Genomic DNA, 15,244 nt, shown 5'->3' on the forward strand with positions numbered 1-15,244 from the left:
GGTTTCGGTAACGACGGGAAAACGACGCGATCACGACAGCATCCCTACAGGATCAAGACCGGAACATCGGCGGCCTTGCATCGACCCAAGCCCCCCCGTCCTTGGCCGAGGCGACGGCCGCATGAACCGCCGCCATCGACCGCAACCCATCCTCCGCCATGGGCAGACCGTCGCGCTTCTCGCCCCGGATCGCGGCGGCCAGATCGACATAGATATTGGCCACGGCCAGCGGAAAGCCTTCGGGATGGGCAATGGCCACGCGGGACAGCCGCGCCGCCTCGTCCGACAGCCCGCTTTCGCCCTTTTCCATGATCTGCGTGCGGCCGCCCACGGGCGTGTAATAGACTTGGTTGGGCTGCTCCGACGCCCACCGCATCCCGCCCGTTTCGCCAAAGACCTGGATGTCGAACCCATGCTGCCGCCCGATGGCGACGGAGGATGTCCAAAGCCGCCCGACGGTGCCGCCCGACATGCGGAAATTGACCATCGCATCATCTTCCAGCACGCGCGACGGGATCGTCGACGCGAAATCGGCGGACACCCTATCTACCTGATCGCCAACGACAAAACTCGCCATATGCAGCGCATGGATGCCGCAATCGGCGAATTGTCCCGACACGCCCGCCATGGCCGGATCATAGCGCCAGCGCACGCGCGGATTGTCGGCATCAAGGGCATTTCCGTGATGCCCATGGCTGAAATTCGTGACGACCAGACGCACCTGTCCGATCTGTCCCGTGGCCACCATCTGGCGCATCTCGCGCACCATCGGATAGGCGGAATAGCAGTAATTCACCGCGCAGATTTTCCCGCTCGCACGCGCCACGCGCACGATCTCCTCGCCCTCTTCGACCGTCATGGTCATGGGCTTTTCGCACAGCACGTGAAAGCCCGCTTCGAGAAAGGCCTTGGTGATCTCGAAATGCGTGGAATTGGGCGTGGCCACCGTCACCAGATCGACCCGGTCCGCGCGGCTCCGCTCGCCCTCCAGCATCTCGCGCCAATCGCCATAGGCCCGGTCCGCCGCCACCCCAAGCCGCTGCGCATAGGCGCGCCCCTTCTCAGGATCGGCATCCAAAGCCCCGGCGGCAAAGGAAAAATTCCCATCCGCCAATGCACCCAAGCGATGCGCCGGCCCGATCTGGGATCCTTCGCCGCCGCCGATCATGCCCCAGTTGAGCTTCATCGCCTAAATCCTTCAGAAACCGATGCTTTGCAGGTATTCGCGGTTCGCCCGCGCATCCTTGATGGGCGAGACATCCAGCGTCGGATCGCAATCCTGTTCGACCGTGCACCAGCCCTCGAACCCGTGGTCGAGCAGGATTTGCCGCACGGCAGGGAAATCCACGTCGCCCTGGCCCAGATTGCAGAAAATCCCCTGTCCGCAGGCCTCGTAGAACCCGGTGCTTTTCGCGATGGCATCCGCTTTCACGACCGGGTCGATATCCTTGAAATGCATGTAGGAAATCCGCCCGATATGCTTCCGCATGAAGGCCACGGGGTCAAACCCCGCATAGGAATGATGCCCGGTGTCGAAACAGATCTTCAGGATATCTTCAGGAATTTCGTCCAGAAGCCTCTCCAGCTCCGGCTCGAAATCCATGAACCCCGCGGCATGGGCGTGAATACCGACCGTTAACCCGTATTCCTCCGCCCCCATCCGCGCCACATGGGCGATCCGGTCACGAAACGCCGCCCATTCGGCGGCATCCATCTGCTCGGCATCCGCCGCGCGCCCCGCCGTGGGGGCGCGGCGGGCTGAAATGCTGTCGATCAGGACCAGGTGCTGCGCCCCATGCGCCACCAGCGCCTTGCAGGTGCGCACCGCCCCGTCGAGCACGTCATCCCATTGATCCGGATCATGAAAGGCCCGAAACACCACGCCCCCGATCAACGCCAGCCCATGGTCGTCCAGCGCCTCGGCCAGAACCGCCGGATCCTCGGGCATGAAGCCCACGGGGCCAAGCTCGATGCCCGTATAGCCCGCATCGGCGCAATCCTTCAGCACCGACCGCCACGGCGGATTGCGCGGGTCACTGGCGAATTCGACGCCCCAGGAACAGGGGGCATTGCCGATGCGGATCGTCATCTGGTCGGAACCTTTCAGGCTGCGGGAACGGAATGCCAGCGGCCATCCTCGGCCGCGGCGAAAGCTGTGTCGATGACGCGCGCCACCGCCAGGCCATCGCGGAACCTCGGCCAGACGGCCTGGCCCGTGTGGATAGCCTGCAGGAAATCGCGCGCCTCGATGATGATCTGGTCCTGGTATCCGGTGCCATGCCCCGGCCCCTGGCAAAAGGCGCCGTAATCGGGATGCGCGGGTCCGGTCAGGATACGGGTGAACCCGCGCGTGGCCTCCGGCCCCTCGGCGCGGAACAGGTGGACGGCGTTCTGATCTTCCTGATCAAAGCGGATGGAACCCTTTGTGCCATGAATTTCATAGGCATATCCCATCTTTCGCCCCGTCGCGACACGGCTGAAATAAAGATGCCCCATCGCCCCGCCGGCAAAGCGGACCATCATCTGCCCATGGTCGTCATTGTCGACCGGCTCACCGCCGCGCGTGGCATGAACCCGCTCCACCCGCGCCGACAGCTCCGTGATCGGCCCCATCAGCGCCAGCGCGCAATTGACCATATGCGGCGACAGATCGCCCATGCAGCCATTGGCCCGCCCAAAGCAGCGCCAGTTCGGCGGCGCCTCGGGATCGGCCAGGAAATCCTCGGTATGCTCGCCCCGAAACCACGTCACATCGCCGATGGCGCCCTCCGCCAAGAGCTGGCGCACGAATTGCGTCGCGGGCGTGCGCACGTAGTTGAAGCCGATCATGTTGGGCAACCCGCTGGCCTCGGCCGCCGCCACCATCGCCTCCGCATCCGCAAGCGACGCCCCGAGCGGTTTTTCGCAAAAGACCGCTTTCTTGGCCGCAAACGCCGCCTCCGCGATCGCGCGATGCGTGGTCTGGGGCGAGGCGATCACCACCGCGCCCACCCGTTCATCCGCCACCACCTCGCGCCAATCGCGCGCCGCCCGCGCGAACCCATAGGCCGCGCGATAGCGTTCCGAGCTTTCGGGTGTCGCGCCCGCGATCATCTCCAGCCTGGGCCGCAGGGGCGTGCCAAACACCGCGCCGACCGACGCCATGGCCACGGCATGGGCCTTGCCCATGTAGCCGCCGCCGATCAGGCCGATGCCGATCTCGGGCATGTCCCCCTCCCTGCCACAGTCGCGTGTTGCAACCGGTTGCAAAATTCGTATCCTGAGTCGGCGCGGCACGCAACGGGCAAACCGGACAGCGCCGCGCCGGAGGGGAGAGACAGACATGAGCACCGCAGGCCAGACCATCCGCCTGACCACGGCACAGGCGATCACGCGCTACCTGCTCAACCAGTTCATCGTGATCGACGGCGTCGAAACCCGCATCTGCGGCGGCGGTTTCGGCATTTTCGGCCATGGCAATGTCCCCTGCCTGGGCGAGGCGCTCTATCCCGTGCAGGACGCCCTGCCGCTCTATCGCGGGCAGAACGAACAAAGCATGGGCTTTGCCGCCGCCGCTTACGCCAAATATCACCTGCGCCGCCGCTTCATGTTCTGCACCGCCTCTGCCGGGCCGGGCACGGCGAACCTCTTGACGGCGGCAGCACTCGCCCATGCCAATCGCCTGCCGCTCCTGATGCTGTGCGGCGACACCTTCCTGACGCGCCTGCCCGATCCGGTGCTGCAACAGCTCGAACATTTCGGCAATCCGACGCTGGGCGTGAACGATGCCTTCAGATCGGTCAGCCGCTACTGGGACCGCATCACCCATCCCGCGCAGGTCATCCAAACCCTGCCCGCAGCGCTTGCCACCATGCTCGACCCCGCCGATTGCGGCCCGGCCTTTTTGGCCCTGCCCCAGGATGTGCAGGGCTGGGCCTATGATTACCCGGTCGCGTTTTTCGCCCCCCGCACCCACCGCATCCGCAGGCAGGCCCCCGATGCCGCCGAAATCGCCGATGCCGCAGCGCTCCTGCAAAGCGCCAAACGCCCGATGATCATCGCGGGCGGCGGCGTGCAATATTCGGGCGCCGTCGCCGAACTGACCGCCTTGGCCGAGGCGCATGGCATCCCCGTCGTCGAAACCATCGCGGGCCGCGCCAACCTGCTCGCCACCCATCCGCTCAACATCGGGCCCATCGGCGTCACCGGGTCGGACAGCGCGAATGCCATCGCGGAACGGGCCGATGTGATCCTTGCCGTGGGCACGCGGCTGCAGGATTTCACCACCGGCTCCTGGACGGCCTTTGCGCCGGATGCGCGCTTCATCGGCCTGAACGCCGCGCGCCATGATGCGATCAAGCATCTGTCGCTGCCGGTGGTGGGCGATGCGAAACTGGGGCTCGCAGCCCTTGGCGCGGCCATGACGGGCTACCAGGCCCCCGCCGATTGGACCGCCAATGCACAGGCCGAACGCCGCAAATGGGACGCCTATGTCGACAGCAACGTGGCCCATGGCAACCGACCCAATTCCTATGCGCAGGCCATCGGCGTGGTGAACGCGCTCTGCGACAAGCGCGACCGGATCGTGACCGCCGCTGGCGGCCTTCCCGCCGAGGTCACGGCCAATTGGCGCACGCTCGACATCGGCACGGTCGACGTGGAATTCGGCTTTTCGTGCATGGGCTACGAGATCGCGGGCGGCTGGGGCGCGCGCATCGCGCAGGCCGAGGCCGAGCCCGACAAGGACACGATCGTCTTCGTCGGCGACGGCTCGTATCTCCTCATGAATTCCGACATCTATTCCTCTGTTCTGACAAAGAAAAAGCTCATCATCCTCGTGCTCGACAATGGCGGTTTCGCCGTCATCAACAAGCTTCAGAACAACACCGGCCAGGACAGTTTCAACAACCTCATCGCCGATTGCCCCACCGTGCCCGAGCCGTTCCTGGTGGATTTCGAAAGCCATGCCCGCTCCATGGGGGCCGATGCGGTGACCGTCGCCAATCCCGCCGAACTGGCCGAGGCGTTCAAATCCGCCAAAGCCGCTGACAAGACGACGGTGATCGTCATGCAGGTCGACCCCTACGAGGGTTGGACAACCCAGGGCCACACCTGGTGGGAGGTGGGCACAGCGCAAGTCTCCGACACGGCGTCCGTCCGCGACAAACACGCCGAGATCGAGGCCAGCCGCGCCCGCCAGCGCCGGGGGGTCTGATCCATGCAGCTCAAGGGCAACCGCTTTCTCATCATCGGACGCGCGGGGATGGATTTCTACCCCGACCCGCCCGGCACCAGGACCGAGGACGCCACGCATTTCTTCGCCTGCCTTGGCGGATCATCGGCCAATATCGGGGTGGCCATCGTGAAACTGGGCGGCCATGCCGATCTGGTCACCTGCGTCTCGGATGATGCCATCGGGCGCTTTGCGCTGAACGAGCTCGACCGCTACGGCATCGGCCGCGCCCATGTCCGCCCTGTCGGCGGCGAGGCGCGCAATTCGCTGGCCGTCGTCGAAACCCGGATCGAGGATCACCAATCGGTCATCTACCGCAACGGGGCCGCCGATTTCGAGATGACCACGGAAGATGTGGAGGCGGTGGATTACACCCACTACGACGCGCTGATCACCACGGGCACGGTGCTGGCCGCCGAACCCTCGCGCAGCGCCGCCTTCCGCGCCTTCGAGCTTGCCCGCGCCGCCGGTCTGCCGCTCATCTTCGACATCGACTACCGCCCCTATTCCTGGCCCTCCGCTGACGTCGCCGCCGATGTCTATTCCCGCGCCGGGGCGCTGTGCGACGTGATCGTGGGCAATGACGTGGAATTCGGCTTCATGGCGGGCGATTACGACCGCGGCCTTGCCAAGGCGCGCGATCTGGTCGCCCAAGGCGCGCGGCTCGCCGTCTACAAGATGGGCGAGAAAGGGGCCGTGACCATCACGCCCACGGGCGAGATCACCACCGGCATCTACCAGACCGCCGCGCTGAAGCCGACCGGCGCGGGCGACAGTTTCATGGGCGGGCTCGTCTCGGGCCTCGCCGCAGGGCTGCCGCTCCGCGACGCCGTGCTGCAGGGTTCCGCCGCCGCTGCCATGGTCGTCTCCCGCGTCGGCTGCGCGCCGGCCATGCCCACGCGGGCCGAGCTTGACGACTTCCTCCGCGCGCAGACCGCGCCCCTCCCCGCCTGACAGGAGCGCCGATGCACATCGCCCCCCATGACAACCGCAACCAGCCCATCGTCGACGTGGATCACCCCCTCGTCCCTTACGTCTATTTCAACATCCTCCACCTCGATGCGGGCCAAAGCTTCGACTACCGCGTGCCGGGCTACGAGACCTGCATCGTGCCCGCCACAGGCACGATCACCGTGGAAACCACGGGCGAAACCTATGCCGATATCGGCCAGCGCGGCACGGATGTCTGGGATGGAGAGCCCGAAGGCGTCTACATCCCCACCGATACGTCCGCCCGCATCACCGCCCGCACGAGGACCGAGGTCTTCATCGCGGGCGCGAAATATGCCGAAACCCTCAAACCCTTCGCCGTGCGCAGCGCCGATCTCGACCTCGTGCAATACGGCTCGGACGACACGAAAACCCACCGCAAGATCAAGCATATCCTGGGTGCGGCGCATCACGACCGGGTCGGGCGACTTCTTGTATCAGAACTTTTCACCGTCGGCGCGGGCGGCTGGTCTGGCTTTCCCTCGCACAAGCATGATACCGACCGGCTTCCGGACGAGACGCGCCACGACGAATGCTACAACTTCCGCTTCCGGCCCGATTACGGCTCGGGGCTCCAGATGCTGCAGCGCGTCGACAATGAACCGGGCGATGCCTATCACATCGTCAACGGCTCCACCGTCCTGATCGACAAGGGCTATCACCCCTGCTGCGTGCTTCCGGGCTACGAGATGTATTATTTCACCATCCTCGGCGGCCAGTCCCAGCGCAGCCTCAAGCAATATTTCCAACCGACCCACGCAGCCCAGCTGCACACGATCCCCGGCATCATGGACATGGTGGCCAAGTTCAAATGACGCTGGCGACCCTCTCACAGGTGCTGGGCCCCGCGCTGGCGGGCGGCTATGCCGTGCCGGGCCTCGTCTGCCTCGGCTGGGAAGACATGCGCGCCTATGCGATGGCGGCTCAGGCCGAACGCGCCCCCGTCATCTTGCAGGCCGGACCAAGCTGCCGCGCCCATACGCCCCTGCCCGTCCTTGGCGCGATGTTCCGCAATCTGGCAGACAGCGTCGATGTCCCCGTCGTGATCCACCTCGACCACGGCTATACGCTCGACGAATGCCGGCAGGCGCTCGATGCAGGCTTCACCTCGCTCATGTATGACGGCTCCCGCCACCCGCTCGCGCGAAACATCGCAGAGACCGCCCGCGTGGCGGAACTGGCCCATGCGGCGGGGATTTCCTGCGAGGGCGAGATCGGCTTTGTCGGCTATGCGGGCGGCGATGCCTCCGCCGGCACCGACGCGGGCGAGGCCGCGATCTTTGCCCGCGACACGGGCGTCGATGCCATGGCGATCAGCATCGGCAACGTGCATCTGCAACAAGACCACGAGGGCGGCCTCGACGAGACGCGCCTGCGCGCGATCGAGGAGACGACGACCGTCCCTCTCGTGATCCACGGCGGCTCGGGCGTGCCGCTCGCCCAACGCCTGCATCTGGCGAAAACCTCGCGCATCTGCAAATTCAACATCGGCACCGAATTGCGCATGGCCTTCGGGGCTGCGCTGCGGGGTGCCATCGCCGCCGACCCGGCGCGCTTTGACCGGGTGGCGATCCTGAAAGACACACATGACCCGGTGATGGAGGCCGCACGCGCGGTCATCCGGGGTCTCAACGCAAGCGGAAAGGCATGACATGCTGAGGATCGGTATCTTGGGCTGCGGACGCATCGGGCAGGTCCATGCCCGCGCCATCAGGTCGCTGGAGGGCGCGACCCTGACAGCCGTCGCCGATGCCCTGCCCGCCGCCGCAAGCGCGCTTGCCGCCGCCACCGGGGCCGAGGTGCGCAGCGTGGACGCGATCCTTGCCGCACCCGACATCGACGCCGTCATCATCGGCACGCCCACCGACAGCCATTTCGACCAGATCATGGGGGCCGCCGCGCAGGGCAAGGCGATCTTCTGCGAGAAACCCGTCGACATGTCCGTCGACAACATCCGCCGCTGCATCGACGCGGTGGAACGTGCCCGCGTGCCCTTCCTGACCGGCTTCAACCGCCGCTTCGACCCGAATTTCGCCGCCCTGCGCGCCCGTCTGCGCGCAGGGGCCATCGGCGCGGTCGAACTGGTCCTCATCACCTCCCGCGATCCCGCGCCGCCGCCCGTCTCCTATATCGCGCGCTCGGGCGGGCTGTTCCGGGACATGATGATCCATGATTTCGACATGGCCCGCTTCCTCATGGGCGAGGAATTCGTGCGCCTTCACGCCATGGGCAGCGCGCTTGTCGATCCCGCCATCGGCGAGGCGGGCGATGTCGATACCGCCGCCGTGCTTCTGACGACCGCGTCGGGCCGGATCTGCCAGATCTCCAATTCGCGGCGCGCCGCCTATGGCTATGACCAGCGGATCGAGGTGCATGGCGCATTGGGGATGCTGCGCGCCGAAAACCAGCTCGAAACCACGGTGGAGCTTGCCACCGACCAGGGCTTCCGCCGCGATCCCGCGCAGCATTTCTTCCTCGAACGCTACGAGGCGGCGTATCTGGCCGAAATGCGCGCCTTTGTCGATGCGGTGACCACCGGCACCGCCCCCGAACCGGGCATCCATGACGGCTTGCGCGCCCAGATGCTGGCCGATGCCGCAACCCTTTCGCGCGAAACCGGCCAACCGGTCGAGATCGGACCCTGACCTGGATCGCGTCGCGTTCATTTGCAGTCACGCACCGCGCTCCAACCTTTCGATTTCGCATGTCCGGGGAGCGCAAAACCGGTTCCCACTTTTGCGCGACATGCTCTAGTCGCCGTCCTTGGGCCGCCAGACGAGGAACAACTGCCACGCCAGGTAGCCCCCGATGGCGGCAAAGACATAGGCCCAGAGCCGGTTGTCATGGCTCCATTCCACCCCGGCCCAGCCAAAGGGCGCGGCCACGATCAGCGCCCGCCGCCATGCGGGGCGAAAGAACGGGTGATCGGGATCGAGCAGGCGCATGGGCGATATCTCCGGAACCGGCCCGCCCTCCTTGCCAGAGCGCTCCCGGCCCGTCCAGCCACGCGCGGGCAGGCTGCACGCAGTCTTGGCGCATGGGACGGCGTGCTATACCTCTTGATGGGAATCGGCGGCGCGAAAGACCACCGATCCACCAAAGGGAGGATGAACCATGACCACCAGCAAAACAGCCCTCGGGCTTGGCGCGACCGCGCTTGCGCTCTGCCTTGCCTCTGCCGCCACCGCGCAGGAGGTGACGCTGCGCCTGCATCAATTCCTGCCCGCGCAGGCCGCCGTCCCCGCCAATATCCTCGACCCCTGGGCCGATGCGATCGAAGAAGCCTCGGGCGGACGGATCGAGATCCAGCGCTTTCCCTCCATGCAGCTCGGTGGCGCCCCGCCGCAGCTGATCGACCAGGTCATCGACGGCACCGTCGACATCGTCTGGACGCTGCCGGGCTACACGCCGGGCCGCTTCCCCCGGACCGAGGTCTTCGAACTGCCCTTCATGATGGCCGGCGGCAATGCCGAGGCCGCAAGCCGCGCCTATTGGCAGCTGGCCGAAGAAACCATGATGGACGCCGATTTCGCCGATGTGCATGTGCTGGGCCTCTGGGTGCATGGGCCGGGCGTGATCCATTCCTCCACCCCCATCACCTCCGTCGGCGACCTGGCGGGCGTCACCCTGCGCGCGCCCACCCGCACGACGAACATGATGTTCTCGGCACTCGGGGCCACCGCCGTCGGCATGCCCGTCCCCGCCGTCCCCGAGGCGCTGAGCCAGGGCGTGATCGACGCGACCGTGATTCCGTGGGAGGTCACGACCGCGCTGCGCATCGCCGAACTGGTCGAGAACCACACCGAATTCGGCGATGAATCGCTCTATACCGCGACCTTCGTTCTGGCGATGAACCCCGACAGCTACGCCGCCATGCCCGAGGATCTGCGCGCCATCATCGACGCCAATTCCGGCCTCGAATTCTCCGCCATGGCGGGCCGCGTCCAGCAGGATTACGACACCCCCGGCCGCGAAATGGCCGAGGATCGCGGCAACACCATCATCACGCTGACACCCGAACAGGTCGCCGAATGGCGCGCCGCCGCCGAACCGACGATCGAGGCCTGGATCGCCGAAGTGGGGGCTGCAGGCATCGACGGCGCGGCCCTGATCGAGCGGGCCCGCGCGCTGATCGCCGAGAACTCGGGCAATTGATCGCCAAAGCCCCCGGCCCTTGCCCCTTGCAGGGGCGGGGGGCATCCCCTACCCACAGGGCGATCCGAAGTCCCAGAACACAGGCAAGCGCCCCATGCTGACCCTCGTGACCCGAACGGCGCGCCTGATGGCGCTTCTGGGTGGCCTTGTGCTCTCGGCCCTTGTCGCGCTCACCTGCGCCAGCATCCTTGGCCGGGGTCTCGACCAGCTGGGCCATTGGGAGACGCTCGCGGCTGCGGCCCCCGCCCTTGCCGCATGGCTCACGGGCTTCGGCCCCGTGCGCGGCGATTACGAACTGGTCGAGGCGGGCATCGCCTTCGCCGTCTTCGCGTTCTTGCCGATCTGCCAGCTGATGGCGGCCCATGCCACGGTCGATGTCTTCACCGGCCTCATGCCCGCCCGCGTGAACCGCTTTCTCACCGCATTTTGGGAAATCGTCCTCGCGCTTGTCGTCATCGTGATCGGCTGGCGGCTTTACGCGGGCTTTCTCGAGAAACTCGACAACGGCCAGACCAGTTTCCTTTTGCAATTCCCGATCTGGTGGGCCTATGGCGCAAGCCTTGTCGCGGCCATCGTGGCGGGCCTTGTGGGGCTTTACTGCGCCGCCGCGCGGGTGGCCGAGGGGCTGACGGGCCGCTCCCATCTGCCCGGCTCCGAAGCCGAAGGATCGGGGCATTGAGCGCGCTCGCCCTTGGTTTCTGGTCCTTCCCGGTGCTTCTAGCGCTGATCTTCCTGCGCGCGCCCATCGGGGCGGCCATGTTCACCGTGGGCCTCGGCGGGCTCTGGCTTGCCACGGGCAGCCCGACCATGGGCCTCAACCTGCTCAAGGCCGAAAGCTATTCGACCTTTTCCAGCTACTCGCTCTCGATCATCCCCATGTTCCTCCTGATGGGGCAATTCGCAACCCTCTCGGGCATGTCGAGCGCGCTCTTCAAGGCGGCCGAAGGCTGGCTCGGCCACCGCAAGGGCGGCGTCGCCATGGCATCCGTGGGCGCTTGCGCGGGCTTTGGCGCGATCTGCGGATCTTCGCTTGCGACCGCGGCCACGATGAGCCGCGTGGCGCTCCCCGAACTGCGCCGCTACGGCTATTCGGGCGGCTTTTCCACCGCGACACTGGCCGCAGGCGGCACGCTCGGCATCCTGATCCCGCCCTCCGTCATCCTCGTGATCTACGCCATCCTGACCGAACAGAACATCGCAAGCCTGTTTCTCGCGGCCTTCGTTCCCGGCATTCTGGCGGCCATCGGCTACATGATCGTCATCGCCATCTATGTCCGCCTCAACCCCGACAGCGCGGGCCTGCGCGAGCGCGTCCCCTATTCCGAAAGGTTCAAGGCGCTGGCCGAGATCTGGCCGGTCATCCTCGTCTTCGGCCTTGTCGTGGGGGGCATCTACGCGGGCTGGTTCACACCGACCGAAGGGGCCGCCGTGGGCGCGGCCGGCACAGGCCTTCTGGCGCTTCTCAAGGGCAACATGACCTGGGCGCTCTTCAAGGAAAGCGTGATCACCACGGCCATATCCTCGGCCATGATCTTCTTCATCGTGCTGGGCGCGAAACTCTACAATTCCTTCCTCGCGCTCACCCAGATGCCGCAGGAATTGTCGATGTGGGTCGTGGGACAGGGGTTCGCCCCCCTGACCGTGCTGATCCTGATCCTTGTCTTCTACCTGATCATGGGCTGCCTGATGGACAGCCTGTCGATGATCCTCCTGACCATCCCGATCTTCTGGCCGGTCATGGCGCAGATGGATTTCGGCCTGATCTCGCTCCTAGACATGCAGGCGGCGCGCTTGGCCGAAGGGATCGCCGACGGCATCGCCATGGCCCCCGACCTGCTGGCACAGGCACAGGCGAAACTGGCCGAAGGCGTGGCGCTCACCCGCGACGAATTCCGCGCCCTCGGCCTGCGCCCGGTGACCGAGGCCATGCATGCCGATTTCAACCAGACGCTCACCGCGATCTGGTTCGGCATCCTGGTCCTGATCGTGGTCGAGGTGGGGTTGATCACGCCGCCCGTGGGCATGAACCTGTTCATCATCAACGCGATGGACAAATCCACGCCCATGACCGCGACCTACAGGGCGGTTCTGTGGTTCGTCACCTCCGACGTGATCCGGGTGGCCGTGCTCGTGGCCTTCCCCTCGATCACGCTGTTCCTTTTGCGCTAACCGATCACCAGCCAATCGCCCGCGATATGCACCGGCACAGGGTCCAGCGCGCAACCCTGCCCCAGCCCGTCCAGCCCCTGCCCGGTGCAGGCATCGAATCCCGCATCATGGTTGGAACAGCGCAAGGTCGCGCCATCCGCAGACAGGATATTCCCCGACCGCCAATCCAGCGGCAGGTATTGGTGCGGACAGGCATTCACATAGGCCCGCACCCCCTCGGCACTGGCCACGAGCAGCACGGGGAACCCGTCCAGATCATGGCTTGCCACACCCGAAACCGGCACATCCACCGCCCGGCAGATCCGCGCGCCCGCCCCCGGTGCCCCCGGAAAATCGCGCCATGCGTCGTGGTTCACGGCGCCACCGGCGCGGGCAGGATCACCCCCTCGCACGTCCCGAAGCCCAGGGAATAGCCCCCCTCGCACCAGCCGCGAAACACCACCCCGTCCCCGTCTTGCAGGAAATCGCCCCTCTTGCCGTTCTCGGTCAGCTCCAAAAGCGACCCGCAACTCTCCGGGATTGGCCCCGAAATCGTGCCCGATCCGATCAGATCGCCCACCTCCATCGCGCAGCCCGATATCGCGTGATGGGCGACCTGCTGCGCGGCGGAATAATAGAGATGCCGCGCATTCGTCCGCACGATGGTCCGCGCCGCCTGCCCCTCGGGGGCAAGCGCCACCTCCAGATGCAGGTCGAGGTTCCGATCCTCCCCCTCCGCCAGGTAGGGCAGCAAATCCACCTCCCGCGCGGGCGGGGCGACCCGGAAGGGCTCCAGCGCCTCGCGCGTCACCACCCATGGGCTGATACTCGTGGCGAAAGCCTTGGATTGAAACGGCCCGAGCGGTTGGTATTCCCAGACCTGCACATCCCGCGCCGACCAATCGTTGAGCAGGACAAAGCCGAAAATCATTTCCCAGGCCTCGGCCGTAGTCACAGGTTGCCCCATCCCGCTCCCCGTCCCGATCACCGCCCCCAGTTCCAGCTCGAAATCGAGCCTTTCGCTCGCCCCAAGGCGGGGCAGCACCTCGCCCGCCCCCTTCAGCTGCCCCAAGGGCCGGCGCACAGGTGTGCCCGACACCACGACCGTCGACGCCCGCCCGTTGTAGCCGATGGGCATGTGCAGCCAATTCGGCGGCAAGGCATTCTCGGGCCCGCGAAACATCGTCCCCACATTGGTCGCATGCTCGCGCGAGGCGTAGAAATCCGTGTAGCTGCGCACGAAAATCGGCAGATGCATCACCACATCCGCCTGCGCGACAAGCGGCAGGTCCCGCCGCCCCCCCTCGGCATCCAGCAGCCCCACCAACGCGCCCCGCACCTTCGACCAGGCCGCAGGCCCCAGCGCCATGAACGGGTTCAACACACCCGCCCCGAACACACACCGCCCCGGCGCGGGCACGACCAGCCCGCCCTCCTCCAGCGCACTCACGTCAAGGATCATCTCCCCGATGGCCACCCCCACCCGGGCCGCGCCCCCGCCTTGCGAAAACACGCCCCAGGGCAGGTTCTGGATCGGAAAGGCGCAGCCCGCCGCATTGGCGCTCTCGACCCAGGACCGTCGCGCCGGATCATGCGTCTTGTTCAACGTCACTCGCCCGCCGCCTTCAGCACACCGCGCTCGATTTGGTCGCGCTCGATCGACTCGAACAGCGCCTTGAAATTCCCCTCGCCAAAGCCGTCATCGCCCTTGCGCTGGATGAATTCGAAAAAGATCGGCCCGATCACGGTCTTGGAGAAGATCTGGAGCAAGATCCGCGTCATCCCCCCGTCCACGACCCCCTCGCCATCGATCAGGATACCGTGCTGCATCATCCGCGCGATGGGTTCCTCGTGGCCCTGCACGCGCTTGTGGCTCATCGCGTAATAGGATTTGGGCGGGGGCGGCATGAATTCGATCCCATTGGCCGCGATCTTGTCGACGCTGGCATAGATGTCGCGCGTGGCCACCGCGATATGCTGGATCCCCTCGCCCTTGTATTCCCTCAGATATTCCTCGATCTGGCTCGTATCATCGGCGCTTTCGTTGATCGGGATGCGGATCTTGCCACAGGGGCTTGTCAGCGCGCGGGAATAGAGGCCCGTCTGCTGCCCCTTGATGTCGAAATACCGGATCTCGCGGAAATTGAACGCCTTGGCGTAGAAATCATACCAGGTGCTCATGTTCCCGCGCTGCACGTTATGCGTCAGGTGGTCGAGGTAATAGAACCCCGCCCCCTCGGGCCTCGGGTCCGGCTCTCCCAACCAGTCATACTCCGCTGCATAGGGGCTGCCCGCCTCCCCGTAGGTGTCGACGAAATACAAAAGCGATCCGCCGATGCCCACCACGGCGGGCACATCCAGCGATTTGCCGGGGCCGGAATATTCCTCCGCCCCATAGTCCAGCGCACATTTCAGCGCGTGGTCTGCATCCACCACCCGCCAGGCCATCGCGGGCGCGCAAGGCCCGTGTTCGGCGACAAAGGCCGCCGCATGGCCGTCCGGGTCGCGGTTCAGCAGATAGGTGATGTCGCCCTGCCGGTAGAGCGAGATGTCGCGCGACCTGTGCCGCGCCACCTCGACATATCCCATCGCGGTGAAGAGCTCTTCCAGCTCCTCCGGCTCGGGATGGGCGAATTCGACGAATTCGAACCCGTCCGTGCCTGCGATGTTCAGGGCGTTTATGGTCGCTTTCGGGGCATCATGGGGAAAAGGTCCCATGCGGTCCTCCCTTGTCTGGCC

At 65.9% G+C, this 15,244-nt stretch carries 15 protein-coding genes; 8 read left to right on the forward strand and 7 right to left on the reverse strand.

Annotated features, from left to right (window positions below):
* Positions 1 to 52: 52 nt before the first annotated feature.
* The 3 genes from AABA51_RS08515 to AABA51_RS08525 are packed head-to-tail and all read right to left on the reverse strand — an operon-like array spanning position 53 to position 3,207.
* Positions 53 to 1,186, reverse strand: coding sequence for a Gfo/Idh/MocA family protein (locus AABA51_RS08515; RefSeq protein WP_338271332.1), 1,134 nt, complete (start codon positions 1,184 to 1,186; stop codon positions 53 to 55).
* Positions 1,187 to 1,198: 12 nt separating this feature from the next.
* On the reverse strand, positions 1,199 to 2,089 hold the full coding sequence (locus tag AABA51_RS08520) for a sugar phosphate isomerase/epimerase family protein (protein WP_338271333.1): 891 nt from the start codon (positions 2,087 to 2,089) through the stop codon (positions 1,199 to 1,201).
* A gap of 14 nt (positions 2,090 to 2,103) precedes the next feature.
* Positions 2,104 to 3,207 carry a Gfo/Idh/MocA family protein gene (locus AABA51_RS08525; RefSeq protein WP_338271334.1) on the reverse strand — a complete coding sequence of 368 codons (1,104 nt, stop codon included), beginning with the start codon at positions 3,205 to 3,207 and terminating at the stop codon, positions 2,104 to 2,106.
* Positions 3,208 to 3,322: 115 nt separating this feature from the next.
* On the opposite strand from AABA51_RS08525, the gene iolD reads away from it, so the two are divergent.
* Genes iolD through iolG form a run of 5 tightly spaced genes read left to right on the forward strand, consistent with a single transcriptional unit; the run spans position 3,323 to position 8,847 of the window.
* On the forward strand, positions 3,323 to 5,194 hold the full coding sequence (iolD, locus tag AABA51_RS08530; protein ID WP_338271335.1) for a 3D-(3,5/4)-trihydroxycyclohexane-1,2-dione acylhydrolase (decyclizing): 1,872 nt from the start codon (positions 3,323 to 3,325) through the stop codon (positions 5,192 to 5,194).
* Between the two features lie 3 nt (positions 5,195 to 5,197).
* Positions 5,198 to 6,166, forward strand: a complete 969-nt coding sequence (gene iolC / locus AABA51_RS08535; protein ID WP_338271336.1) for a 5-dehydro-2-deoxygluconokinase — start codon at positions 5,198 to 5,200, stop codon at positions 6,164 to 6,166.
* Positions 6,167 to 6,177: 11 nt separating this feature from the next.
* The gene (locus AABA51_RS08540) at positions 6,178 to 7,017 is read left to right on the forward strand and encodes a 5-deoxy-glucuronate isomerase (protein ID WP_338271337.1); all 840 of its coding nucleotides are present in this window, start codon (positions 6,178 to 6,180) and stop codon (positions 7,015 to 7,017) included.
* Entirely contained in the window at positions 7,014 to 7,853 is an 840-nt protein-coding gene (locus AABA51_RS08545) for a class II fructose-bisphosphate aldolase (protein ID WP_338271338.1), read from the forward strand. The genes AABA51_RS08540 and AABA51_RS08545 overlap by 4 nt, the downstream gene beginning before the upstream one ends.
* A gap of 1 nt (position 7,854) precedes the next feature.
* Positions 7,855 to 8,847 carry an inositol 2-dehydrogenase gene (iolG, locus tag AABA51_RS08550; RefSeq protein WP_338271339.1) on the forward strand — a complete coding sequence of 331 codons (993 nt, stop codon included), beginning with the start codon at positions 7,855 to 7,857 and terminating at the stop codon, positions 8,845 to 8,847.
* 105 nt (positions 8,848 to 8,952) lie between these two features.
* Here the strand turns inward: iolG and AABA51_RS08555 are convergent, their stop codons facing one another.
* Positions 8,953 to 9,147, reverse strand: a complete 195-nt coding sequence (locus AABA51_RS08555) for a hypothetical protein (RefSeq protein ID WP_338271340.1) — start codon at positions 9,145 to 9,147, stop codon at positions 8,953 to 8,955.
* Between the two features lie 169 nt (positions 9,148 to 9,316).
* Here AABA51_RS08555 and AABA51_RS08560 point away from each other — a divergent pair, with 169 nt between their 5' ends.
* The 3 genes from AABA51_RS08560 (at position 9,317) to AABA51_RS08570 (ending at position 12,526) form a co-directional block, all read left to right on the forward strand.
* Positions 9,317 to 10,357, forward strand: a complete 1,041-nt coding sequence (locus tag AABA51_RS08560) for a TRAP transporter substrate-binding protein (protein ID WP_338271341.1) — start codon at positions 9,317 to 9,319, stop codon at positions 10,355 to 10,357.
* Between the two features lie 94 nt (positions 10,358 to 10,451).
* Positions 10,452 to 11,036, forward strand: a complete 585-nt coding sequence (locus AABA51_RS08565; protein ID WP_338271342.1) for a TRAP transporter small permease — start codon at positions 10,452 to 10,454, stop codon at positions 11,034 to 11,036.
* A complete protein-coding gene (locus AABA51_RS08570) occupies positions 11,033 to 12,526 on the forward strand; it encodes a TRAP transporter large permease (protein ID WP_338271343.1) in 1,494 nt (497 codons plus the stop codon). Before AABA51_RS08565 ends, AABA51_RS08570 begins: the two co-directional genes overlap by 4 nt.
* On the opposite strand, the gene AABA51_RS08575 is transcribed toward AABA51_RS08570, so the two are convergent.
* The 3 genes from AABA51_RS08575 to hppD are packed head-to-tail and all read right to left on the reverse strand — an operon-like array spanning position 12,523 to position 15,223.
* The gene (locus AABA51_RS08575) at positions 12,523 to 12,882 is read right to left on the reverse strand and encodes a Rieske (2Fe-2S) protein (RefSeq protein WP_338271344.1); all 360 of its coding nucleotides are present in this window, start codon (positions 12,880 to 12,882) and stop codon (positions 12,523 to 12,525) included. The genes AABA51_RS08570 and AABA51_RS08575 overlap by 4 nt on opposite strands.
* The gene (gene fahA / locus AABA51_RS08580; RefSeq protein WP_338271345.1) at positions 12,879 to 14,117 is read right to left on the reverse strand and encodes a fumarylacetoacetase; all 1,239 of its coding nucleotides are present in this window, start codon (positions 14,115 to 14,117) and stop codon (positions 12,879 to 12,881) included. Before fahA ends, AABA51_RS08575 begins: the two co-directional genes overlap by 4 nt.
* On the reverse strand, positions 14,114 to 15,223 hold the full coding sequence (hppD, locus tag AABA51_RS08585) for a 4-hydroxyphenylpyruvate dioxygenase (protein ID WP_338271346.1): 1,110 nt from the start codon (positions 15,221 to 15,223) through the stop codon (positions 14,114 to 14,116). Before hppD ends, fahA begins: the two co-directional genes overlap by 4 nt.
* Between the last annotated feature and the right edge of the window lie 21 nt (positions 15,224 to 15,244).

The sequence above is a fragment of the Roseicyclus marinus genome (genome assembly GCF_036322625.1).
In the GTDB taxonomy this organism is placed as follows: Bacteria; Pseudomonadota; Alphaproteobacteria; order Rhodobacterales; family Rhodobacteraceae; genus Roseicyclus; species Roseicyclus marinus_A.

Bases quoted from the DNA above. Each gene is read 5' to 3' on its own strand.
- AABA51_RS08515 (WP_338271332.1), bottom strand. From the start codon at position 1,186: ATGAAGCTCAACTGGGGCATGATCGGCGGCGGCGAAGGATCCCAGATC.
- AABA51_RS08520 (WP_338271333.1), bottom strand. From the start codon at position 2,089: ATGACGATCCGCATCGGCAATGCCCCCTGTTCCTGGGGCGTCGAATTC.
- AABA51_RS08525 (WP_338271334.1), bottom strand. From the start codon at position 3,207: ATGCCCGAGATCGGCATCGGCCTGATCGGCGGCGGCTACATGGGCAAG.
- iolD (WP_338271335.1), top strand. From the start codon at position 3,323: ATGAGCACCGCAGGCCAGACCATCCGCCTGACCACGGCACAGGCGATC.
- iolC (WP_338271336.1), top strand. From the start codon at position 5,198: ATGCAGCTCAAGGGCAACCGCTTTCTCATCATCGGACGCGCGGGGATG.
- AABA51_RS08540 (WP_338271337.1), top strand. From the start codon at position 6,178: ATGCACATCGCCCCCCATGACAACCGCAACCAGCCCATCGTCGACGTG.
- AABA51_RS08545 (WP_338271338.1), top strand. From the start codon at position 7,014: ATGACGCTGGCGACCCTCTCACAGGTGCTGGGCCCCGCGCTGGCGGGC.
- iolG (WP_338271339.1), top strand. From the start codon at position 7,855: ATGCTGAGGATCGGTATCTTGGGCTGCGGACGCATCGGGCAGGTCCAT.
- AABA51_RS08555 (WP_338271340.1), bottom strand. From the start codon at position 9,147: ATGCGCCTGCTCGATCCCGATCACCCGTTCTTTCGCCCCGCATGGCGG.
- AABA51_RS08560 (WP_338271341.1), top strand. From the start codon at position 9,317: ATGACCACCAGCAAAACAGCCCTCGGGCTTGGCGCGACCGCGCTTGCG.
- AABA51_RS08565 (WP_338271342.1), top strand. From the start codon at position 10,452: ATGCTGACCCTCGTGACCCGAACGGCGCGCCTGATGGCGCTTCTGGGT.
- hppD (WP_338271346.1), bottom strand. From the start codon at position 15,223: ATGGGACCTTTTCCCCATGATGCCCCGAAAGCGACCATAAACGCCCTG.